This is a genomic window from Ensifer sp. SL37 (assembly GCF_026672675.1).
Lineage (GTDB): Bacteria > Pseudomonadota > Alphaproteobacteria > Rhizobiales > Rhizobiaceae > Ensifer > Ensifer adhaerens.
In genome coordinates this window covers 657,486-679,130 of record NZ_JAPPRN010000006.1, presented here as the reverse complement: position 1 = coordinate 679,130, position 21,645 = coordinate 657,486, and the positions used below count along the sequence as shown (strand labels likewise).

The window sequence follows — 21,645 nt, the reverse complement described above, 5'->3', positions numbered from 1 at the left end:
TCGCCTACTGCTCCCAATAGGGAATCGGTCCGTAGAGTTCTGCGAGATAGTCGATGAAGAGGCGCACCTTGGCCGGGAGGAACTGGCGGCTTGGGTAGACGGCCGAAAGCGTCAGCTGCTTCGAACCTTCCCATTGCGGTAGCACCTGCACCAGCTGGCCGCTGCGCAATTCCGGGCCGATATCCCAGGTGGAGCGCAGTGCAACGCCGGCGCCGGCGATGACGGCGGCGCGCACAATCTCCGAGGAATTGGTGACGAGCGGCCCTTCCGGGTGCCAGACCAGCGCGCCCTCCGGCCCTTCGAGCTTCCAATTGTCGTTGTTATGCGCCGGCAGGCAGAGGTGGTTGGCGAGGTCGCCGATCTCTTTCGGTGCGCCGTTGCGGGCGATGTAGTCCGGCGAGGCGCAGAGCAGCCGGCGGACGGGGGCAAGCTTACGGGCGACGAGCGACGAATCCACCAGTTCGCCGATCCGGACCGCCATGTCGAAGCCTTCCGCGACGATGTCGGTGAATTCGTCCGTCAGCACGATGTGCAATTTCAGATCCGGATGGTCCTTCATGAACTTGGTCAGATGCGGCGCGATGTGCATGCGGCCGAAGGAGGTGGGCGCCGATATCCGCAGCACCCCGAGCGCATGGGACGAGCGGCCCGACGCATAGGCTTCCGCCTCCTCGATGCCGGTCAGAATGCCGAGCACCCGGTCGTAGAAGCCCTGGCCGGCTTCCGTCAGCGAAATCTGGCGCGTCGTGCGTTGAAGGAGGCGCGTGCCGAGCCGGTCTTCGAGTCTCTTGATGCGCTTGGAGATCACAGCTGGGGAAAACCCCAGCGCCCGCCCCGCTGCCGACATACTGCCGGTGGAAACGACCCGTGCAAAAATCTCAAGATCGCCTAAATTCGTCATCAATCGTTGCCATTATTTCCAAAACGGAAAAGCTCAATAGCATTTGCGAGGCCTCTGTCCTAGTGGTAAAGAAAATGAACCAATCGATATGCGGCGGGAGGAGCTGATGGCGGAGACAATCGGTTTTCTGCAGCCGAAACCAGAGGTTATCGCCCGGCGCCGCGAGATTATCGCCGACCTCTCGGACCTGCTGCCCGAGGGCTGTCTGATCAGCGACGAGCGCGGACTGAAGCCGTTCGAGACCGATGCCTTCATCGCCTATCGCCGCATGCCCCTGGCGGTCGCCTTGCCGGAAACCACCGAACAGGTGGCCGCGCTCCTGAAATACTGCAGCCGTTACGGCGTTCCGGTCGTGCCGCGCGGGGCCGGTACCTCGCTTTCGGGCGGTGCCATCCCACAAGAGGATGCGGTCGTCATTGGCCTCTCGAAGATGTCGCGCATCCTCGATGTCGACCTTTTCAATCGCACCGCCACCGTTCAGGCGGGCGTTACCAACCTCAACATCTCCGAGGCGGTTTCCGCCGATGGCTTCTTTTATGCACCCGACCCGAGCTCGCAGCTCGCCTGCACGATCGGCGGCAACATCGGCATGAATTCCGGCGGTGCTCATTGCCTGAAATACGGCGTCACCACCAACAATCTGCTCGGCGTGAAGATGGTGCTGTTCGATGGCACCGTCGTCGATCTCGGCGGCAAGGCGCTGGATGCGGCGGGCTATGATCTGCTCGGCCTCGTCTGCGGCTCGGAAGGCCAGCTCGGTATCGTCACCGAGGCGACGGTGCGGTTGATCGCCAAACCGGAGGGAGCCCGCCCGGTGCTCTTCGGCTTTGCCTCCTCGGAGGCGGCCGGCGCCTGCGTCGCTGATGTCATCGGTTCCGGCATCATTCCCGTCGCGATCGAGTTCATGGACAAGCCGGCGATCGAGATCTGCGAAGCCTTCGCCCACGCCGGCTACCCGCTCGATGTCGAAGCGCTACTGATCGTCGAGGTCGAAGGCTCTGAGCCGGAGATGGATGCGATGCTCGCGAGCATCGTCGCGGTCGCGCGCCGTCACGGGGTCGCGACCATAAAGGAATGCCAGTCGGCCATGGAGGCGGCCGCGATCTGGAAAGGCCGGAAATCCGCCTTCGGCGCCACCGGCCGCATCGCCGACTATATCTGCATGGACGGCACCGTGCCGCTCAGCCAGCTGTCGCATGTGCTTGCCCGCACCGGTGAGATCGTCGCGAGCTACGGCCTGCGTGTCGCCAATGTCTTCCACGCCGGCGACGGCAACATGCATCCGCTGATCCTGTACAACATCAACGACCCGGAGGATGCGGCGCGCGCCGAGGCTGCCGGCAACGATATCCTGAAGCTTTGCGTCGACGCGGGTGGCTGCCTGACGGGCGAGCACGGCGTCGGCATCGAAAAACGGGATCTCATGCTGCATCAGTACAACCAGATCGACCTCGACCAGCAGATGGCGGCGCGCGCCGCCTTCGATCCGCAATGGATCCTGAACCCGTCCAAGGTCTTCCCTCTTAAAGGGCGTCCCGCCGCATGATCGTGCATTTCGAACCGGCCAGCGAAGAGGGGATTGCGACCGTCGTTCGCGCCATGGCGGCGGACAAGGCGTCGCTCGTAGTGATCGGCGGCAACACGCGCTCCGGCCTCGGCAATCCTGTGCGCGCCGATCGGGTGCTGTCGACCCGCCGCCTTTCCGGCATCGTCAGCTACAATCCGGCCGAAATGACGATTACCGCGCTTGCGGGAACGCCACTGCGCGAGATCGGCGAGGCATTGGCCGAAAACCGGCAAATGCTCGCCTTCGAGCCGATGGATCACCGGTCCGATCTTCGCCTCCTCGGGTGAGCCGACGATCGGCGGGGTCTTTGCCGCCAACGTGTCCGGCCCCAGGCGCTATGTCGCCGGTGCCGCCCGCGACAGCCTGCTCGGTGTGCGTTTCGTCAACGGCGAGGGCGAGGCGATCAAGGCCGGCGGGCGTGTGATGAAGAACGTCACCGGTCTCGATCTGGTCAAGCTTTTGGCTGGCTCGCATGGCACGCTCGGCATCCTCACCGAAGTCACCTTCCGCGTCCTGCCGCTGCCGCCGGCGTCGGAGACCATCGTCGTCTCCGGGCTCAACGATGCCGAGGCGGCGGCGGTCATGGCCGAGGCAATGGCGCAGACAACTGAGGTTTCCGGCGCGGCGCATCTGCCCGAGAGCGTGCGCGGACGGTTCCTGGATGGCAACCTTCCGGATGGTGCAGCCACCGTGCTCAGGCTCGAAGGGCTGGAGGCATCCGTTGCGATCAGGGCTGAAAAGCTGACGAAGGCGGTCGGACGCTTCGGCGCGGTGACGCGGCTTGATGCATCGCAAACAGCAAGGCTTTGGACGGAGATCCGCGACGTCAAACCCTATGCCGACGGTACCAGGAAGCCGCTCTGGCGCGCGTCCGTCGCCCCGTCGCTTGGCCATCAACTGGTAGCAGCACTGCGGCTGCAGACCGGCGTCGACGCTTTCTACGACTGGCAGGGCGGTCTCGTATGGTTGCGCATGGAGGCCGATCCGGAGGCGGAACTGGTGCGCCGTTACATCAAGGTTCTCGGCGGCGGCCACGCGACCCTCGTCAGAGCAGATGACAGCTACCGTCAGGCCGTTTCATCGTTTGAACCGCAACCCTTGCCCGTGGCACAGTTGAGCGAGCGCGTGCGCGCGAAGTTCGACCCGCACCGGATCTTCAATCCCGGCCGCATGGCCGCGATTTCCTGAGCGCATTCGCAAGGGAACAGGAGAGACAAGCATGAGCGATAAGGGTCCGCAGACACCGTTCTCCCGGGAGACCGATCGCTGGCTGGAGCCGGGCAAGATCAATGTGCAGGTGATCTATGTCCTTTATCTCGTCGGGTTTGCGGTGGGCATCACGCCGATCATCGGCGTCGTCATGGCCTATCTCAATCGTGGCAAGGGCGCGCCGTGGGTCCAGACGCACTATGTCTGGGCGATCCGGACCTTCTGGATATCGCTGCTGTTCCTGTTGATCTCGCTGTTGCTGACGGTGGTGCTTGTCGGCATCCTCGGCTTCATCGCCACCGCCGTCTGGATCGTCGTGCGCTGCGTCGTCGGCCTGCAAAGGGCCGCGCGCGAAGAGCCGATTACCAATCCCGAGGGCTGGATGGTTTAGGCCGGTATGCAACCGGAGACCGGCAAGGTCGAAGGAAGCTGAAAACAGAATGTTGCAATCGACCGCGGCGCGAAGCGCCCGGTTCCGCAGGACGAAGAGTGGAGTTCGCACTTGCAGACCAATTTTACCGCCGCGCAGCTCGCCGATCCGCACGTGGCCGAATCCGAGGCCATTCTGCGCAAGTGCGTGCATTGCGGCTTCTGCACCGCGACCTGTCCGACCTATGTTACGCTCGGCGACGAGCTCGATAGCCCGCGTGGGCGTATCTATCTCATCAAGGACATGCTGGAGAACGGCCGGGCGGCCGACAAGGAAACTGTCACCCATATCGACCGCTGTCTGTCGTGCCTCGCCTGTACCACCACCTGTCCCTCCGGCGTCGACTACATGCATCTCGTCGACCATGCCCGCGTGCATATCGAAAACACCTATCGCCGCCCGTTCAAGGACCGGCTGGCGCGTTCCGTGCTCGCAGCCGTGCTGCCCTATCCGCAGCGCTTCCGCCTGTCGCTGAAGGCAGCCGGCCTTGCCCGGCCGCTCGCCGGACTGATGAAGCGCGTCGCCTTCCTGAAAACCTTTGGCGTGATGCTCGATCTGGCGCCCGCCGTCGTGGCGGAGCCCTCGGCTTCGGCCACACCCGGCGTTCATGCGCCCAAGGACAAGCGTGTCGGCCGCGTTGCGCTGCTCAGCGGCTGCGCCCAGCCCGTGCTGAAGCCGGAAATCAACGAGGCGACGATCCGGCTTCTGACACGATTTGGTGTGGAGGTGGTCGTTTCGGCTGGCGAGGGCTGCTGCGGCGCGCTGGTGCATCACATGGGCCGCGAGAACCAGGCGCTCGAAGCCGCGCGCCGCAACGTCGATGCCTGGCTCAAGGTCGCCGACGAAGGTGGACTCGACGCCATCGTCATCACCGCTTCGGGCTGCGGAACGACGATCAAGGACTATGGCCACATGCTCAGGCTCGATCCCGCCTATGCGGAAAAGGCCGCACGGGTCTCGGCGCTGGCCAAGGACATCACCGAGTATCTGGCGACCCTCGACCTGCCGGAACAGGAGGCGCGCGGCATGACGCTCGCTTACCATTCCGCCTGTTCGATGCAGCACGGCCAGAAGATCACGCTTGCGCCGAAGCAGCTTCTGAAGCGCGCCGGCTTCGTCGTGCGCGATCCGGCCGAGGGCCATCTCTGCTGCGGTTCGGCCGGTACCTACAACATCCTGCAGCCGGAAATCTCGGCCAAGCTGAAGGCGCGCAAGGTGAAGAACATCGAGGCGACGAAGCCGGATGCGATCGCGACCGGCAACATCGGCTGCATCACCCAGATCGCCAGCGGCACCAAAATCCCCATCCTGCATACGGTCGAATTGCTCGACTGGGCCTATGGCGGGGCAAAGCCTGAGGGGCTCTGAGGCAAAGCAAAAGGCCGGCCACCTTCGGGAGCCGGCCTTTTTTGTGGGTGGACGTTTCGGCGTCCTCAGCCGCCAAAGATCTGGCGGAAGATGTCGACGCCGCGATCGTCGAAATAGGTGTCGCCGGCCTTGCTGCCGGGGCCGATGACGATGACCTTCGTGCCGACGTCGGCGCGGTCGTAGAGATGCTCCACGTCCTCGTTCATCATGCGGATGCAGCCGGAAGACATGTTTTGGCCGATGGTCCAGGGCTGGTTGGTGCCGTGGATACGGAAGATCGTGTCGCGGCCGCCCTTGTAGAGATACATGGCGCGGGCGCCGAGCGGGTTGTCGATGCCGCCTTCCTGGGTGATCGGCAGGATGCGGCCCTTGGCGGCCTCGCGGCGGCGCATTTCGGCCGGCGGCGTCCAGGTCGGCCATTCGGCCTTGCGGCCAACCTTCACGACACCCGACCAGCCGAAGCCGTCACGGCCGACGCCGATGCCGTAGCGCGTCGCGCGGTTCGGGCCGTCGATGTAGTAGAGAAACTTGTTGTTGGTATCGACGATGATCGTGCCGGGGGCTTCGTCGGTGCGGAAGCGAACCTTGGTGCGCCAGTATTGTTTTGCCGGCTTCTTCGGAGTGGCCACGAGTACAATGTCTGACGACTGGATCTTGGGGCCTGCTACGGGCGCCGGCGTGAAAGCCGAGGCGCTGGCGGCCACAAGAATAGTGCTGGTCGCAATCGCGATTGCGACCACTTTGCTGGCATGACGCTTCATTTACGATTCCCTCTAAACCCTCGTTGCAGGCAGGCTATGCAAAACGCATCGAAGTTCAAGCCCGCGATACATCCGGTAGATCAAACGTGATCACAAAACTTGCCTGTCCTTACGCTGCTGTTGCCTGAAAATCACGCATAGGCAACAGCAACACGGGTGAGGAGAGGGGAATATTCTATGCAGTGCTGCAATTAGATGACGATAACCTTCGTCCCCACTTTCACGCGCTCGTAAAGATCGACAACGTCTTCGTTGCGCATGCGGATGCAGCCGGAGGAAACGGCATAGCCGATCGTCCAGGGCGCGTTGGTGCCGTGGATGCGGTATAGCGTCGAGCCGAGATACATGGCGCGTGCGCCGAGCGGATTTTCCGGGCCGCCGTCCATGCGGGCCGGAAGGTAATGGCCCTTGGCCGCCTCGCGGGTGATCATCTCCTGCGGCGGCGTCCAGCTCGGCCATTCCGCCTTGCGGGTGACCTTGTGGGCGCCGGCCCATTCGAAGCCCGGCTTGCCGACACCGACGCCATAGCGCCGTGCCTCACCGTTGCCGGTCACCAGATAGAGGAAGCGGTTGTTGGTATCGATGACGATCGTGCCCGGCTTTTCCTTGCTCTCATAGGCGACCGTCTGCGGCAGGTACTGCGGGTCGAATTTCGATTTCACCGGCCGCTGGGCGCGCATGGCATTGGCCGGCTGGATCAGCGGATTGACGGTGCGGCGCTTGACCTGAGGTTTCGCGACCTGTCCCTGCTGATAGAACTGTTTTCGGGTGGCCTGCGGAATCTGCTGCCGGTAGATCACCTGCCGCGTGCGCGCCTGCTGTCCGCCGAGCTGCATCACCCAGGGGGCGGTGAGGTCGGGACTGACGACGACGGGCGGCCTGTTCTGATACCGGTCCTGCGCTCCGGCCGGGCCAGCCACGAGGGTCAGAAGAGAGGCGGCTATAAGAAGAGACTTTTTCAACATCGGACGGACTCGCTACCTTTCGCCGAAAATCACTGAAGGGGGCGCAGTCTGCCGGCGAGCGGAATGCTCGAACGGACGGGTTGCGCCTTGGCAATGGGGGCAATCGTGTCATTTGGAGGGCGACCGAATGGTAAACGGTGCCTCGTTAAAAGCCGATGGCGCCGATAAAGCTTTGGGTAGGGTTATCCGCTGCTTTAGGAATCTGGTTTGCAAATGGTAAAGGCAGGAAAATGAGCAGGATGGAGCAAAGAGGGCGATGACGGCCAAGGGCATTGTGATCGGTGAGGACGGATTTTTGCGTTGCGCCTGGCAGGGCAATCTCGACGATTATCGTCGCTACCATGACGAGGAATGGGGGCGCCCGGTCACCGACGACCGCCGGCTTTTCGAGAAGATCTGCCTGGAAGGTTTCCAGTCCGGCCTGTCCTGGCTGACGATCCTGCGCAAGCGCGAGGCGTTTCGCGCCGCCTTCGCCGGTTTCGATTTCGACGCGGTCGCAAAGTTCGGCGACGCGGAAATCGAGCGTTGCCTTGCCGATACAGGCATCGTGCGTCATCGCGGCAAGATCGTCTCGACGATCAACAACGCGCGCCGCGCCCAGGAACTGAGGCAAGAGTTCGGTTCGCTGGCGGCCTATTTCTGGTCCTATGAGCCGCAGGCAGCCGAGCGTCCGCAGGTGGTGACCTATGAAGCGATCGTCGCCAATCCGACCACCCCGACCTCGACCCGCATTTCCAAGGATTTGAAGAAGCGCGGCTGGACCTTCGTCGGCCCGACGACGATCTACGCCTTCATGCAGGCCATGGGCCTCGTCAACGATCACATCGAAGGCTGCCACTGCCGCACGGTCGTCGAGGAGTTGCGTGGCAAGCTTGCAAGGCCCCAAGCCCGCGTCGCCTGATGGGCGTACCCGTCGCCGGCTTGTCGGCGGGCGTCTACCGGAGGCGGGGCTGAGGGTCAGCCGCCGTTCTTGGCGAGCCACGCCTTCATCGTCCTGATCTCGCCTTCCTGCGCCTTGATGACCTCTTCGGCCAGCTTGCGCAGCGTTTCGTCCTTACCGTATTCGAGCTCCACTTTCGCCATGTCGATCGCGCCCTGATGGTGGGCGATCATGCCGCGCACGAAGTCGATGTCCGCCTTGCCGGTGTAGGTGATGTCCATGTCCTTGTGCATGCGGGCATTGGCTTCGGCGAAGGCTTTGCTCGAAGGCGAATTGTCGCCCTTCGGCATCGCGGTTTCGGTCGCTCCATGGTGCATGCTGCCGTGTCCGGACTCCTCTGCCAACGCAGGAAAGCCGAGGCAGGCGGAAAGCGCGAGGGCGGCGATCAGCGGTTTCAGCGACATGGTGTTTCCTTCCTTATCTGATGTCTCGTGCCAAGAGGCCGGCCGTGGCCGGCTCCTTGGCACTCCATCAATCTAGGGAAGGGCTGGCTGCGGATTCAACCCGTCCGTTCAGGCGTCAAGCGCAGGACGCTCGCGCGGAAAGGCGAAAATGCCCTGCAGCATGTTTTCGCCGGTGGACGCGTCGAGCGACGACCGGCCGACGCAGAAAAGCTGTGCCGCCTTCAAACTTGGCAAGCGCACGAGCGCCGTGAAGCAGAACGAAGACGGCGACGCGGTTGCCTGCTCGAGGATGTTGAGCACTGTCACGCGATCCCGGCTGTCATAGGCACGCACCAGATCGACGATGCCGCAGGAGCGGTTGGAAGCGCCAAGCAGGGCGGCGGTTCGCTCGCCCAGATGAAAGACGCCGCTGGCCAGATCGCAGCGCCATGTCTCCACGAAATAGTCGCTTTCATCGAGGTGGTCCATCCAGGCCGAATGCGCCCCGAGGTGCCCGGGTTGGATGGCTCCCGAGCCAGGTGTCATGAACCTCAACATGATGCCCTTCTTCTCGCCGCGCGGACGTGATGTCTCGTTACCGGAGACCGCCACTGCCGCAAGGCGCTTCGATGCGTTGTTTGCCATTGAAGTGTTTTCCCGATGCAGTCATTGCATCGAAAACTCGTTTGTAGGTACTCGGCCCTTGGCCGCGAAGATAGACGATCATCGGTGCAGCCGGAACGTCGTCGATCGGTCAGGCGATAAACTTTTAGTGATTGCATATCGTCTAATGCGCCTTGTGGTTGAGGTCAAGTCCTCCCCGACGCGTCGCGATGGTGCGTGTCAATCCCGATGACGCGAAGCTCACCCGTGCTAGGCTTTGACGCAAAGCGCCGGCGCATGGCCCGGGCGAACGCTTTGCGCGGTGCAAACCCTTGCCGCCCCCCACTTGATCCGATAGGGAAAGCAGCCAACAAGAGACAGTCCGGAATGCTCCCATGACCGAGAAACAGAAGAAACCGCAGAAGCTCAAGGCGCGTCTTCCGCGCGGCTTCGTCGATCGCTCCGCTGCCGATATCCGCGCGACGGACGAAATGATCGGCAAGATCCGGGCGGTCTACGAGCATTATGGTTTCGACCCGGTCGAAACACCGCTGTTCGAATACACCGATGCGCTCGGTAAGTTCCTGCCCGACAGCGACCGGCCGAACGAAGGCGTCTTCTCGCTGACCGATGACGACGATCAGTGGATGTCTCTGCGCTACGACCTGACGGCGCCGCTCGCCCGTCACGTCGCCGAGAACTTCAACGAGATCCAGCTGCCGTTCCGCACCTATCGCGCCGGCTACGTCTTCCGCAACGAGAAGCCTGGCCCGGGCCGCTTCCGCCAGTTCATGCAGTTCGATGCTGACACCGTCGGTGCCGCCGGCGTCCAGGCGGACGCCGAAATGTGCATGATGATGGCCGACACCATGGAAGCCCTTGGCATTGCGCGCGGCGACTACGTGATCCGCGTCAACAACCGCAAGGTGCTCGACGGCGTCATGGAGGCGATCGGTCTTGGCGGCGACGACAAGGTCAATGCCCGCCTGACGGTGCTGCGCGCCATCGACAAGCTCGACAAGTTCGGCCCCGAAGGCGTCAGGCTCCTGCTCGGCGAAGGCCGCAAGGACGAAAGCGGCGACTTCACCAAGGGTGCGGGCCTCAATGGCGAGCAGATCGACAAGGTCCTGTTCTTCGTCGGCATCCAGAATTATGCCGAAAGTGCCGACGAACTGGCGGCGCTCGTTTCAGGCACCGCCAAAGGCGGCGAAGGTGTCGAGGAACTCAACACCATCCGCAGCCTGGTCCTGAGCGCCGGCTACGAGGCTGACCGCATCAAGATCGACCCCTCGGTCGTGCGTGGTCTCGAATATTATACCGGCCCCGTCTTCGAGGCCGAGCTGCAGTTTGCCGTCACCAACGAGAAGGGCGAAAAGGTCGTCTTCGGTTCGGTCGGCGGTGGTGGTCGCTACGACGGTCTCGTGTCGCGTTTCATGGGGCAGCCGGTCCCGGCGACCGGTTTCTCGATCGGCGTTTCCCGCCTTATGACGGCGCTGAAGAACCTCGGCAAGCTGGGTGCATCTGACGTGCTCGCGCCTGTTGTCGTCTGCGTCATGGACCGCGACATAGAGGCGATGGGCCATTACCAGCGTTTCGTGCAGCAGCTCCGCCATGCCGGCATCCGCGCCGAAATGTACCAGGGCAACAAGAAGAACTTTGGCGATCAGCTGAAATATGCCGACCGCCGTGGCTCGCCGCTCGCCATCATCCAGGGTGGCGACGAGCGCGCCGCCGGTGTCGTGCAGATCAAGGATCTGATCGAGGGCAAGCGCCTGTCGGGTGAGATCGAGGACAATGCGGCCTGGCGCGAGGCGCGCGTGGCCCAGGTTTCCGTGCCGACGGCCGAACTGGTCGAAAAGGTACGCGAGATGCTGGCGGCACAGGCCGAGGATCGGGCAAGGGGCTGACGACTATGGCCCTCATCAATCTGCCCGCCTTTGCCGATGCGCTGCTTGCCGACTTCGAAAGCCTCGGCGCGCTGCGTGTCGACACTCCGGTGATCCAGCCGGCCGAGCCTTTCCTCGCCATGGCTGGTGAGGATCTGCGCCGCCGCATCTTCATGACCGAGAGCGAGACCGGCGAGAGCCTGTGCCTGCGGCCGGAATTCACCATTCCCGTCTGTCTCCGCCATATCGAGGCGGTGACCGGAACGCCGAAGCGCTATGCCTATCTCGGCGAGGTCTTCCGCCAGCGCCGCGAAGGCGGCAACGAATTCTACCAGGCCGGCATCGAGGATCTTGGCGACACCGATACGGCGGCAGCCGATGCGCGCGCCGTCTCTGACGCGATGCGCATCGTCGCCAACCGGGTGCCGGACCGGTCTCTCAGCGTGACGCTTGGCGACCAGGCCGTGTTTGAAGCCGTCGTCGGCGCTTGTGGCCTGCCGGCTGGCTGGCAGAAGCGGCTGATCCACGCCTTCGGCGACCAGAAGCACCTGCAGAAGCTTCTGACCGAGCTCGCCCATCCGCGCACGGTCGGCGTCTTCGGTCCTGAAGTCGTGCGGCTGTCGATGGACGGCCTGCTCGAAGACGAGGACCGTCTCGTCGCGCATGTCGCCGCAACGATGGAAGCGACCGGCTATTCGACCAACGCTAGCCGTTCGCCGCAGGATATTGCGCGCCGGCTGAAGGAGAAGATGGAACTGGCGAACACGCGGCTCGACCGCAGGACGCTGGATCAGGTCGCCGCGTTCCTGGCGCTCGACGTGCCGCTTGCCGATGCGCCGGCCGCACTCTTCGCTTTCGCGCAGAAATCCGGCCTCAAGATCGATGATGCGCTCGTCCGTTTCGATGCCCGCGTCGCCGCACTTGCAAAGACAGGTTCCGACATCGGCGCCATTCGTTATCGAGCGGCCTTCGGTCGTCCGCTCGACTATTATACTGGCCTGGTTTTTGAGGTTGAGCTTGCCGGAACGCATGCCGTTCTTGCCGGCGGCGGCCGCTTCGATCGGCTGCTGACCCTGCTCGGCGCCCGCGAGCATATCCCGGCCGTCGGCTTCTCGCTCTGGCTCGACCGCATCGAAAAGGCGATTGCCTCTGAAGGAGGCGCCCAATGACCATCACTATCGCCTTGCCGTCCAAGGGGCGGATGAAGGATGACGCCTCGGCGATCTTCGAACGCGCCGGCCTGAAGATCGTTGCCGTCGGCAACGACCGCTCCTATCGCGGCCGCGTCGAAGGTGCTGATGATGTAGAGATTGCGTTTCTTTCGGCGTCGGAAATCTCGCGCGAGCTCGGCAACGGCTCAATCGATTTCGGCGTAACCGGCGAAGACCTGGTGCGCGAGGGGCTTGCCAACGCCGATGCGCGCGTCGAGTTCTGCGCCCGTCTCGGCTTCGGTCATGCCGACGTCGTCGTCGCGGTGCCTGAGGTCTGGTACGACGTCGACACCATGGCCGACCTTGGCGACGTTGCCGCCGATTTCCGTGCCCGCCATGGTCGCCGTCTGGCGATCGCCACCAAGTACTGGCGGCTGACGCAGAACCATTTCTCGGGCAGCCACGGCATCCAGCTTTACCGCATCGTCGAAAGCCTCGGGGCGACCGAAGGCGCGCCGGCCTCTGGTTCCGCCGACATCATCGTCGACATCACCTCGACCGGTTCGACGTTGAAGGCAAACCATCTGAAGATACTCACCGATGGTGTGATCCTGCGTTCCGAAGCTTGCCTGGTTCGGGCGCGCAAGGCGGCTCACGACGGCGATCCTGTGGTGGCACGGATTATCGCGGCCGTTCGTAGCGTCCTTTGACGCTGCGAACGGGGCAGGCCGGTCTTGACGATCCCGCCGGTTACAAAAATAAAGTAGGGCCCTCAAAAGGCGCGCCCTCCGCTCCTATGTAAGTCTGCGTGCGGTGTTTCTGCCGCTTCCCGCTGTTCCGTTCCAGGAGACCTTCATGGCCGATCTGTCCGCCTTTCCGATCACCAAGCGCTGGCCTGCGAAAAACCCTGATATCATCCAGCTCTATTCGCTGCCGACGCCGAACGGCGTGAAGGTTTCGATCGCGCTCGAAGAGCTGGGCCTGCCCTACGAACCGCACCGCATCGCCTTCGATACCAATGACCAGAAGTCGCCGGAGTTCGTCTCGCTCAACCCCAACGGCCGCATCCCGGCGATCATCGATCCCAACGGCCCGGATGGAAAGCCAATCGGGCTGTTTGAGTCCGGCGCGATCCTCATCTATCTCGCTGAAAAGACCGGCAAGCTGCTGCCTGCCGACGCGGCCGGCCGCTACGAAACGATCGCCTGGGTTATGTTCCAGATGGGCGGCGTCGGTCCGATGTTCGGCCAGTTCGGTCACTTCTTCAAGTTCGCCGCCGACAAGGTCGCCAACAATTCCTACCCCGTCGAGCGCTACCGTGACGAAGCCAAGCGGCTGCTCGGCGTGCTTGAAACCCGCCTTGAAGGGCGGCAATGGCTGATGGGCGACGATTACACGATCGCCGACATCGCCACCTATCCCTGGGTCGAAGGCGCGCGCAGATTCTATGGCGGTGCCGAGGTCCTGGATTACAAGAGCTTCCCCAAGGTGATGGCCTGGGTCGAGCGCGGCCTGTCGCGCCCGGCGGCTCAAAAGGGCATGGACGTGCCGCGCAAGGAATAGCAAACGGCGTGGCCTGTGCCAGAGTTGACGAAGCTCGGGCGGAAGGCTAGGCCTTGTTGTACAGATGAATAAAGGCAGGTGGGAAGCGTGTCCGGAAGGCTTGTTGTTGTCGGTGGCGGTCAGGCCGCCTTTGCTCTGGTTGCGAAGCTCCGTGCGCTCAAGGACGAGCGGCCGATCACCATCGTCGCCTCCGAAGCAAGCCTGCCCTATCAGCGCCCGCCGCTCTCCAAAAAGTATCTCCTGCGCGAGATGAGCCTCGACCGCCTGCTCTACCGGCCGGAAGCCTGGTACGGCGAGCACGCTGTCGACGTGCGCCTCGAAACGACCGTGATCGGGCTCGACCGGGCCGGCAAACACGTGATGCTCAGCGATGGCACATCGCTCGACTATGAAGTGCTGGCCTTTGCAACCGGCGCCACGCCGCGCCGGCTGCCGGCCTCGGTCGGCGGCGATCTCGAGGGTGTCTTCGTCGTTCGCGACTTCAGGGATGCCGACCGCCTTGCCGAGGAGATGAAGCCCGGCCGTCGCGCGCTCGTCATCGGCGGTGGTTACATCGGTCTTGAAGCGGCAGCCGTCGCGCGCACCTGCGGCCTGGACGTCACGGTCATCGAAATGGCCGACCGCATCCTGCAGCGTGTTGCCTCCTCGGCGACGTCGGGGCTCGTGCGCGACATTCATCGTGGTCGCGGCGTCGATATTCGCGAGGGTACCGGTCTCAACCGCCTCGTCGGCGACAATGGCCGTGTCACCGCGGCGGAACTCTCCGATGGTTCCACGTTGCCGGTCGATGTCGTCATCGTCGGCATCGGCGTGACCGCCAATGATCGCCTGGCCCACGACGCCGGGCTCGAAACCGCAAACGGCATCGTCGTCGACGCGCATGGCCGCACCTCCGATCCGGCGGTCTTCGCGATGGGTGATTGCGCCGTTCTTCCCTTCGAGGATCTGCGCATCCGGCTGGAGTCGGTGCAGAATGCCGTTGATCAGGCCGAAGCGGTCGCGGCTATCCTTGCCGGCAGTGATGCCCCTTACGATCCCAAGCCCTGGTTCTGGTCGGACCAGTACGACGTCAAGCTGCAGATCGCCGGCTTCGGGCTCGGCCACGACGAAACCATCGTCAGGCCCGGCCAGCGCGAAGGCAGCGTGTCGGTCTGGTATTTCCGGCAGGGGCGCCTGGTGGCCGTCGATGCGATCAACGACGCCAAGGCCTATGTGACCGGCAAGAAGCTACTGGAGAGCGGCATCAATCCTGACCGGGCCGTCATCGCCGATCCCCAATCCGACCTCAAGGCGCTGCTGTCGCAAGCCTAGGCGGCGAACCACGTCAGGCGGCGCTTTTTGGCAGGCTGCAACTTGAAGGCGGCGTGGTTTCAAAATTCGTTAACGACGAAACTATTGTCTTGCTGGGCAATTGCCCGGCAGAGCCTCGATTTATCACTTCCTTAAATCACCTGACGCCAACACAGGCAGCTTAAGTGGAGGCGAGAGGTCTCGTTTCCCGACAGAATTTGATTTAGGCGATTGGCGATGTTCAAGGTTCTTACATGCCTGGTGGTAGAGCATAATCCCAGACTGGTCGTTTTGGCGGCACTTGTGTGCTTTCTCGCGAGTTACGGAGCAGTAACGCTGCTGCAGCGCGCCCGCGGCTCCTCGGGCAAGGCGAAAGCGATCTGGGCGACGGCCGCCGGCATCGCCAGCGGCTTCGGCATCTGGGCGACCCACTTCATCGCCATGCTCGCCTATGATCCCGGCGTCGTCCTCGGTTACCAGATGGATCTCACCGGCCTGTCGCTGGCCGTTGCCATCATCCTCACCACGACGGCCCTATTGATCGCGACCCATGTTCAGGACCGCCTCGGCTGGATTGCTGGCGGCTTCGTTCTCGGCGGCGGCGTCGCCTGCATGCATTTTCTTGGCATGGCGGCGCTCGACGTGCCGGGCAGCATCCGCTGGAATGCGGCACTGGTCGTCGCCTCCGTGGTCGTCGGCTCGCTGTTTGACATCGCCGCTCTGCGCACGATCGCCAGTGTCGGCAAGCCGCTGAAGGCGAAGATCCTTGCCACCCTGCTGATGACGCTCGGGATCGTCGCGTTGCATTTCACCGCCATGGGTGCGGTCACGATCGAGGCCGATCTGCTGACGCCGACCCATGCGGGCATGATCCAGCCGCATCTGCTTGCCTTCGTCATCGCCGGCACCGCCTTCTTCCTGCTGTCGATGGTGCTGATCGCCGCCGGCTTCGCCCATCATGCCGAGCTTTCCGCCGCTGCTGCCGAACGGGAATTCGCCCGCTTCGTGCGCAGCGTGAAGGACTACGCTATCTATATGCTCGACACCGACGGCCGCGTCGCCAGCTGGAACGCCGGCGCCGAGGCCAACAAGGGCTATAAGGGCGAGGAAATCGTCGGCAAGAATTTCGCCTGCTTCTACTCGCAGGAGGATCAGCGCGACGGCGTACCGCAGCGGGCGCTCGAGGTCGCACTGGCCGATGGTAAGTACGAGAACGAAGGCTGGCGCTATCGCAAGGACGGGTCCCGGTTCTGGGCTCACGTGGTGCTCGACCCCTTCATGGACGACGACGGCAAGCACGCTGGCTTCATCAAGATCGTCAAGGACATCACCAAGGCGAAGCTTGACGCCGACCGTATCGCCGAAGTCAGCAACAATCTCGATGTCGCGCTCGAAAACATGTCGCAGGGCATCTGCCTGTTCGACAGCAGCGACCGGCTGTTGCTCTCCAACCGTCGCTGCCGAGAGATCTTCGGCTTCTCCGAGACACTCGCCGGCAAGGGGCTGACCTTCCGCGAAATCCTCGATATCGTCTTTGCCCGCATCTACACAGATCCGGAGATGGCCCGGACCAAGGCCGAGGAGCTCTACCAGAAGCACCGGATCGAAATGGTCGGCAATGGCGGCGGCGATATCGTCGAAAAGCTCGTCAACGGCCGCTCGATCCTGACCAAGCATCGCACGCTGCCCGATGGCGGCTGGGTGAGCACCTATGAGGACATCACCGAGCGGCTCGATACCGAGGAGCAGATTACCTTCCTTGCCCGCCACGACAGCCTCACGGGGCTGCCGAACCGGCTGCAGTTCAGCAGCTATCTCGAAGAGGAGCTGGACGCGGCCGCCTGGTTCAACCGCAAGGTCGCCGTCATCGGCATCGACCTCAACAAGTTCAAGGAAGTCAACGATCTGCACGGTCACGCCGCTGGCGACTTCGTGCTGGTGACGATCGCCCAGCGCATGAAGGGCCTTCTGCAGGAGGGCGAGTTCGTGGCGCGCTTCGGTGGCGACGAGTTCGCGGCGGTCAAGCGCTTCGAGGAACTCTCCGAACTCAACGACTTCCTGCGCCGGATCGAGAAGAGCCTGCATGAGGAAATGCGCTTTGGCGATTTCGAGCTCAAGTCCGGCGGCAGCATGGGTGTCGCGATCTATCCGCAGGATGCCGAGACGGCCGACACGCTGATCAACAATGCCGACCTTGCGATGTACCGGGCGAAGGCCGCCCTCAACCAGACCGTCTGCTTCTACGAGGTGTCGATGGATGAAGCTGCCCGCCAGCGGCGCGCGCTTGCCAACGATCTCTGGGACGCGGTCGAGAAGAAGCAGCTTGCCTTGCACTACCAGGTGCAGAAGTCTGTGATGAGCGGCGCCGTCATCGGCTACGAGGTGCTCCTGCGCTGGAGCCATCCGGAACGCGGCATGGTGCCTCCGAGCGAGTTCATCCCGCTTGCCGAGGAATGCGGCGCGATCCTGCCGATCGGCGAATGGGTGCTGCGCGAGGCCTGCCGCGAGGCGGCGGGCTGGGAGAGCAGTCACAAGATTGCCGTCAACCTTTCGCCGGTCCAGCTTGCCAACGGCGACATCGTCAGTCTGGTTCAGGACGTGCTTGCCGACACGGGTCTCGACCCGAACCGGCTGGAGCTCGAAATCACGGAATCGACGATCATCGACGACAAGGAGCGGGCGCTGCTGACGCTGCGCCAGATCAAGGAACTGGGCGTCACCATCGCGATCGACGACTTCGGGACCGGCTATTCGTCGCTCGAGACGCTGCGGTCCTTCCCCTTCGACAAGATCAAGCTCGACCGGAGCTTCATGTGGGAAGTGGAAGGCAGCCCGCAGGCCAAGGCGATCGTGCGCGCCATTCTTGCGCTCGGCCAGAGCCTGTCCGTGCCTGTCCTTGCCGAAGGCGTCGAAACGCAGAAGCAGCTCGATATCCTGCAAGCCGAGGGCTGCGACGAGGCGCAGGGCTATCTGCTCGGTCGCCCGGCGCCGATCACGGTGCTCTTCACGGGCAAGGACGACGCGGCGGCAGCCTGAGCCGTACGTCCGCGTCTCTGCCGCACCCTTCACCGCAATCGCCCATGAGGCGGTTGCGGCGGCCATATGTGATCGAGGGTTCTCTACACTCGGGCCCGTGCGCGGGCAGGGGCGGGCTTATTGGCGCAGCAGCGCGCGACCCGCGACTTCCACGAGAAAGCGTGGAAAGAAAAAGATGCCGGTGATCATGCCGGAATAGCGCTGTTCGAGGCCGGAGGATTCTCCGATGCAGAATAGCGGCTGCTTCTGGCCGGACTCCTCCAGCGCGATCGTCGTCGAAAAGCAGAAAGACGAGCAGCTCGTTGCCGCCTGTTCGAACAGTTCGAGCACGTGATTGCGATCGGCCGGATCGTAGCAGCGAACGAAGTTCAGAAGGCCGCACTCGCCGTCACGCAGACCATGGATCGCGGCCGCCTTCTCGCCGAGCCGGAACAGGCCCGTCGACAGGTCGCCGGACCACCCCTCCGAGACGCAAAACTGCTCCATGAATTCATGATGCGGTAGGCCCGGATGCAGATGTCCCGAAGAGCCGAGGGGAGCGGAATTTGCTCTGGTGATCTTAAACACGGTCTACCCCAGCAGAGTTCCCGGAGCTGCCTTCGGCGCCCCAGGGAAACGCGTCCCAATGTGCAAACTGCGTCCGACATGACCAATACGAGAGCGCACGCCACGTGATGTGGGTGTTTTCTCAAGTAGAAAGGTCTATAGATGGTAGTGGATCTCGCCGGCGAAATTATTTCGAAGGAGAGTGTCGGCTTAATTTGCGATTAAATACTTTTATTCTTTAGGTATAGTCTCGAAGAATTTCCGGATGGGCAGCGAATACGAAAAAGCCCCGGCGATTGCCTGTTTGCCTTAAGTGTGCCGCCCAGTCTCCCCTCAATCTTCGCTCACTTGGGGCGCTGTTATAGTTCGTTTTTTTTCGACTTCAACGGTTTTTTGAAGCTTGACTACAACCGATGGGTTTTTTCCTGCCGACTGTTCGGCAGATGCTCTCCGGCGATGAGTGGCATTGATAAAAAACAAGAAAGGCGACCCGAAGGCCGCCTTTCCGATCCGGATGGATCCTTGCAATAAGGCTTTCGCCATTATCACATCATGTCCATGCCGCCCGTTCAGCGCGCTTGACGCGCTGAACCACTTTAAGTGCATGGGCGAAGCTTTATGGACGATGCTGCGATAAGGCTGTCGCCATTATCACATCATGTCCATGCCGCCCATGCCGCCCATGCCGCCAGGCATGCCAGCCGGGGCGTCCTTCTTCGGCAGTTCGGCGATCATGGCTTCCGTCGTGACGAGGAGGCCGGCAACCGAAGCAGCGTCCTGAAGGGCGGTGCGAACGACCTTGACCGGGTCGATGATGCCCATCGAGATCATGTCGCCGTATTCGCCGGTCTGGGCGTTGTAGCCGAAGTTGTCCTGGTCCTTGTCGAGGATCTTGCCGACAACGATGGAGGCTTCGTCACCAGCGTTCTCAGCGATCTGGCGGGCCGGAGCCTGCAGAGCGCGACGAACGATGTTGATGCCGGCTTCCTGGTCGTCGTTTGCACCCTTGACGGTGATCTTGACGGAAGAACGCAGAAGGGCAACGCCGCCGCCCGGTACGATGCCTTCCTGAACAGCAGCGCGCGTCGCGTTGAGAGCGTCGTCGATGCGGTCCTTCTTTTCCTTCACTTCGACTTCCGTCGAGCCGCCAACGCGGATCACGGCAACGCCGCCAGCGAGCTTGGCAAGACGTTCCTGCAGCTTCTCGCGGTCGTAGTCGGAGGTGGTGTCTTCGATCTGGGCCTTGATCTGGGCAACGCGGCCTTCGATGTCGGCCTTCTGGCCGGCGCCGTCGACGATCGTCGTGTTTTCCTTGGAGATCGAAACCTTCTTCGCACGGCCGAGCATGTCGAGCGTGACGTTTTCGAGCTTGATGCCGAGGTCTTCGGAGATCACGGTGCCGCCCGTCAGGATGGCGATGTCTTCGAGCATGGCCTTGCGGCGATCGCCGAAGCCCGGAGCCTTGACGGCAGCGATCTTCAGGCCGCCACGCAGCTTGTTGACGACGAGCGTTGCAAGAGCTTCGCCTTCGACGTCTTCAGCGATGATGAGGAGCGGCTTGCCGGTCTGAACGACAGCTTCGAGAACCGGGAGCATGGCCTGGAGGTTCGAGAGCTTCTTCTCGTGAAGGAGAACGAAGACGTCGTCGAGGTCAGCGACCATCTTTTCCGGGTTGGTGACGAAGTAGGGCGACAGGTAGCCGCGGTCGAACTGCATGCCTTCGACGACTTCGAGTTCCGTTTCGGCGGTCTTCGCTTCTTCAACCGTGATGACGCCTTCGTTGCCGACCTTCTGCATCGCTTCAGCGATGTCGAGGCCGATCTGACGCTCGCCGTTGGCCGAGATCGTGCCGACCTGTGCAACTTCTTCCGAAGTGTTGATCTTCTTGGCCTTGGCCTGGAGATCCTTGACAACTTCGGTGACAGCGAGGTCGATACCACGCTTCAGGTCCATCGGGTTCATGCCGGCAGCAACAGCCTTTGCGCCTTCGCGAACGATCGCCTGGGCAAGAACGGTTGCAGTCGTGGTGCCGTCGCCGGCGATGTCGTTGGTCTTCGAAGCAACTTCGCGGACCATCTGGGCGCCCATGTTTTCGAACTTGTCTTCGAGTTCGATTTCCTTGGCGACCGATACGCCGTCCTTGGTGATGCGCGGAGCGCCGAAGGACTTGTCGATGATGACGTTACGACCCTTCGGGCCGAGCGTGACCTTTACGGCGTCAGCGAGGATGTCGACGCCACGCAGCATCTTTTCGCGCGCGGTGCGGCCGAACTTGATTTCTTTTGCAGCCATTAGAGAAAACTCCCGGGCTCATTGCCCATTGGTTGTCATGAAAAGGGGTGGACGCCGGCTGATCAGCCGATGATGCCCATGATGTCGGCTTCCTTCATGATCAGAAGGTCTTCGCCGTTGATCTTGACTTCGGTGCCCGACCACTTGCCGAACAGAACGCGGTCGCCAGCCTTGACGTCGAGGGCAACGACCTTGCCGCTTTCGTCACGGGCGCCCGAACCGACGGCGACGATTTCGCCTTCCTGCGGCTTTTCCTTGGCGGTGTCCGGAATGATGATGCCGCCCTTGGTCTTCTCTTCAGACTCAACGCGGCGAACGACGACGCGGTCGTGCAGCGGGCGGAAGTTGGTGCTTGCCATTAGTCTAATCCCTCGATCAAATGACATTACGGATCGCTGATCGACCCGATGGATGGGTGTTAGCACTCTCATTTATCGAGTGCTAGCGATGCCGAGATAAGCTTGGGTATGGGGTGAGTCAAGGATCGGCGCCTAGATTTTTTGCTGACGGCAGGTGCCCCGGACGGGCGCAGCAGGCGCGGGCACAGGCAGCCTAGCCCCATTCTTGGCGAAATGTGGGCGATCGCGTCGATGAGTGGCATGGGCGGGATTTTGACGGTTGATAACCACGACAATGTGCTTCTGCGCGGCGGGCCGCATCTGCAGTGCATTTTTCCTGGTTCTCGACACCGCCGGAATCCTTGGGAGGGTGCGCCTTTTTCGGGAGACGAGACTTGTAATCTCCTGCCTTCCTT

At 62.5% G+C, this 21,645-nt stretch carries 18 protein-coding genes and 1 pseudogene; 11 read left to right on the top strand and 8 right to left on the bottom strand.

Going from position 1 to position 21,645, the window contains the following annotated elements; translation table 11 throughout:
* Positions 1 to 4: 4 nt before the first annotated feature.
* The gene (locus OVA00_RS15475; RefSeq protein WP_034800931.1) at positions 5 to 901 is read right to left on the bottom strand and encodes a LysR family transcriptional regulator; all 897 of its coding nucleotides are present in this window, start codon (positions 899 to 901) and stop codon (positions 5 to 7) included.
* A gap of 106 nt (positions 902 to 1,007) precedes the next feature.
* Between OVA00_RS15475 and OVA00_RS15470 the strand changes: the two genes are divergently transcribed.
* The 4 genes and pseudogenes from OVA00_RS15470 to glcF all read left to right on the top strand — a co-directional run bounded on the left by OVA00_RS15470 (position 1,008) and on the right by glcF (position 5,475).
* The gene (locus OVA00_RS15470) at positions 1,008 to 2,447 is read left to right on the top strand and encodes an FAD-linked oxidase C-terminal domain-containing protein (protein WP_060584051.1); all 1,440 of its coding nucleotides are present in this window, start codon (positions 1,008 to 1,010) and stop codon (positions 2,445 to 2,447) included.
* A pseudogene (gene glcE, locus OVA00_RS15465) lies at positions 2,444 to 3,656 on the top strand (glycolate oxidase subunit GlcE). The gene OVA00_RS15470 and the pseudogene glcE overlap by 4 nt, the downstream one beginning before the upstream one ends.
* 31 nt (positions 3,657 to 3,687) lie before the next feature.
* Complete coding sequence (locus OVA00_RS15460) at positions 3,688 to 4,068, top strand: DUF4870 family protein (protein ID WP_034800937.1); 381 nt, start codon at positions 3,688 to 3,690, stop codon at positions 4,066 to 4,068.
* A gap of 111 nt (positions 4,069 to 4,179) precedes the next feature.
* Complete coding sequence (gene glcF / locus OVA00_RS15455; protein WP_268089288.1) at positions 4,180 to 5,475, top strand: glycolate oxidase subunit GlcF; 1,296 nt, start codon at positions 4,180 to 4,182, stop codon at positions 5,473 to 5,475.
* Between the two features lie 65 nt (positions 5,476 to 5,540).
* Here the strand turns inward: glcF and OVA00_RS15450 are convergent, their stop codons facing one another.
* Both OVA00_RS15450 and OVA00_RS15445 read right to left on the bottom strand, forming a co-directional pair.
* Entirely contained in the window at positions 5,541 to 6,236 is a 696-nt protein-coding gene (locus OVA00_RS15450; RefSeq protein ID WP_034800943.1) for a L,D-transpeptidase, read from the bottom strand.
* 191 nt (positions 6,237 to 6,427) lie between these two features.
* Entirely contained in the window at positions 6,428 to 7,201 is a 774-nt protein-coding gene (locus tag OVA00_RS15445) for a L,D-transpeptidase (protein ID WP_134885796.1), read from the bottom strand.
* 256 nt (positions 7,202 to 7,457) lie between these two features.
* Between OVA00_RS15445 and OVA00_RS15440 the strand changes: the two genes are divergently transcribed.
* Entirely contained in the window at positions 7,458 to 8,102 is a 645-nt protein-coding gene (locus OVA00_RS15440; RefSeq protein WP_060602071.1) for a DNA-3-methyladenine glycosylase I, read from the top strand.
* A 56-nt stretch (positions 8,103 to 8,158) separates the two neighbouring features.
* Here the strand turns inward: OVA00_RS15440 and copM are convergent, their stop codons facing one another.
* Positions 8,159 to 8,545: a CopM family metallochaperone gene (gene copM / locus OVA00_RS15435; protein ID WP_034800951.1), complete on the bottom strand. Its 387-nt coding sequence runs from the start codon at positions 8,543 to 8,545 to the stop codon at positions 8,159 to 8,161.
* A 108-nt stretch (positions 8,546 to 8,653) separates the two neighbouring features.
* A complete protein-coding gene (locus tag OVA00_RS15430) occupies positions 8,654 to 9,082 on the bottom strand; it encodes a hypothetical protein (RefSeq protein ID WP_034801425.1) in 429 nt (142 codons plus the stop codon).
* Between the two features lie 440 nt (positions 9,083 to 9,522).
* Here OVA00_RS15430 and hisS point away from each other — a divergent pair, with 440 nt between their 5' ends.
* From hisS to OVA00_RS15400, 6 genes are all read left to right on the top strand, one after another.
* Positions 9,523 to 11,034 (top strand): histidine--tRNA ligase, encoded by a 1,512-nt coding sequence (gene hisS, locus OVA00_RS15425; protein ID WP_060584058.1) that lies wholly within the window; start codon positions 9,523 to 9,525, stop codon positions 11,032 to 11,034.
* A gap of 5 nt (positions 11,035 to 11,039) precedes the next feature.
* Positions 11,040 to 12,182 carry an ATP phosphoribosyltransferase regulatory subunit gene (locus OVA00_RS15420; RefSeq protein WP_268089287.1) on the top strand — a complete coding sequence of 381 codons (1,143 nt, stop codon included), beginning with the start codon at positions 11,040 to 11,042 and terminating at the stop codon, positions 12,180 to 12,182.
* On the top strand, positions 12,179 to 12,874 hold the full coding sequence (gene hisG / locus OVA00_RS15415) for an ATP phosphoribosyltransferase (RefSeq protein ID WP_043618363.1): 696 nt from the start codon (positions 12,179 to 12,181) through the stop codon (positions 12,872 to 12,874). The genes OVA00_RS15420 and hisG overlap by 4 nt, the downstream gene beginning before the upstream one ends.
* A gap of 145 nt (positions 12,875 to 13,019) precedes the next feature.
* On the top strand, positions 13,020 to 13,727 hold the full coding sequence (locus OVA00_RS15410) for a glutathione binding-like protein (RefSeq protein WP_060584061.1): 708 nt from the start codon (positions 13,020 to 13,022) through the stop codon (positions 13,725 to 13,727).
* An 87-nt stretch (positions 13,728 to 13,814) separates the two neighbouring features.
* Complete coding sequence (locus tag OVA00_RS15405; protein ID WP_268089286.1) at positions 13,815 to 15,038, top strand: NAD(P)/FAD-dependent oxidoreductase; 1,224 nt, start codon at positions 13,815 to 13,817, stop codon at positions 15,036 to 15,038.
* A 216-nt stretch (positions 15,039 to 15,254) separates the two neighbouring features.
* The gene (locus OVA00_RS15400; RefSeq protein WP_034800961.1) at positions 15,255 to 18,053 is read left to right on the top strand and encodes a bifunctional diguanylate cyclase/phosphodiesterase; all 2,799 of its coding nucleotides are present in this window, start codon (positions 15,255 to 15,257) and stop codon (positions 18,051 to 18,053) included.
* A gap of 117 nt (positions 18,054 to 18,170) precedes the next feature.
* Here the strand turns inward: OVA00_RS15400 and OVA00_RS15395 are convergent, their stop codons facing one another.
* The 3 genes from OVA00_RS15395 to groES all read right to left on the bottom strand — a co-directional run bounded on the left by OVA00_RS15395 (position 18,171) and on the right by groES (position 21,250).
* Positions 18,171 to 18,620: a hypothetical protein gene (locus tag OVA00_RS15395; protein ID WP_034800963.1), complete on the bottom strand. Its 450-nt coding sequence runs from the start codon at positions 18,618 to 18,620 to the stop codon at positions 18,171 to 18,173.
* A gap of 630 nt (positions 18,621 to 19,250) precedes the next feature.
* Positions 19,251 to 20,891 (bottom strand): chaperonin GroEL, encoded by a 1,641-nt coding sequence (groL, locus tag OVA00_RS15390; RefSeq protein WP_034800965.1) that lies wholly within the window; start codon positions 20,889 to 20,891, stop codon positions 19,251 to 19,253.
* 62 nt (positions 20,892 to 20,953) lie between these two features.
* Complete coding sequence (groES, locus tag OVA00_RS15385; protein WP_004675403.1) at positions 20,954 to 21,250, bottom strand: co-chaperone GroES; 297 nt, start codon at positions 21,248 to 21,250, stop codon at positions 20,954 to 20,956.
* Between the last annotated feature and the right edge of the window lie 395 nt (positions 21,251 to 21,645).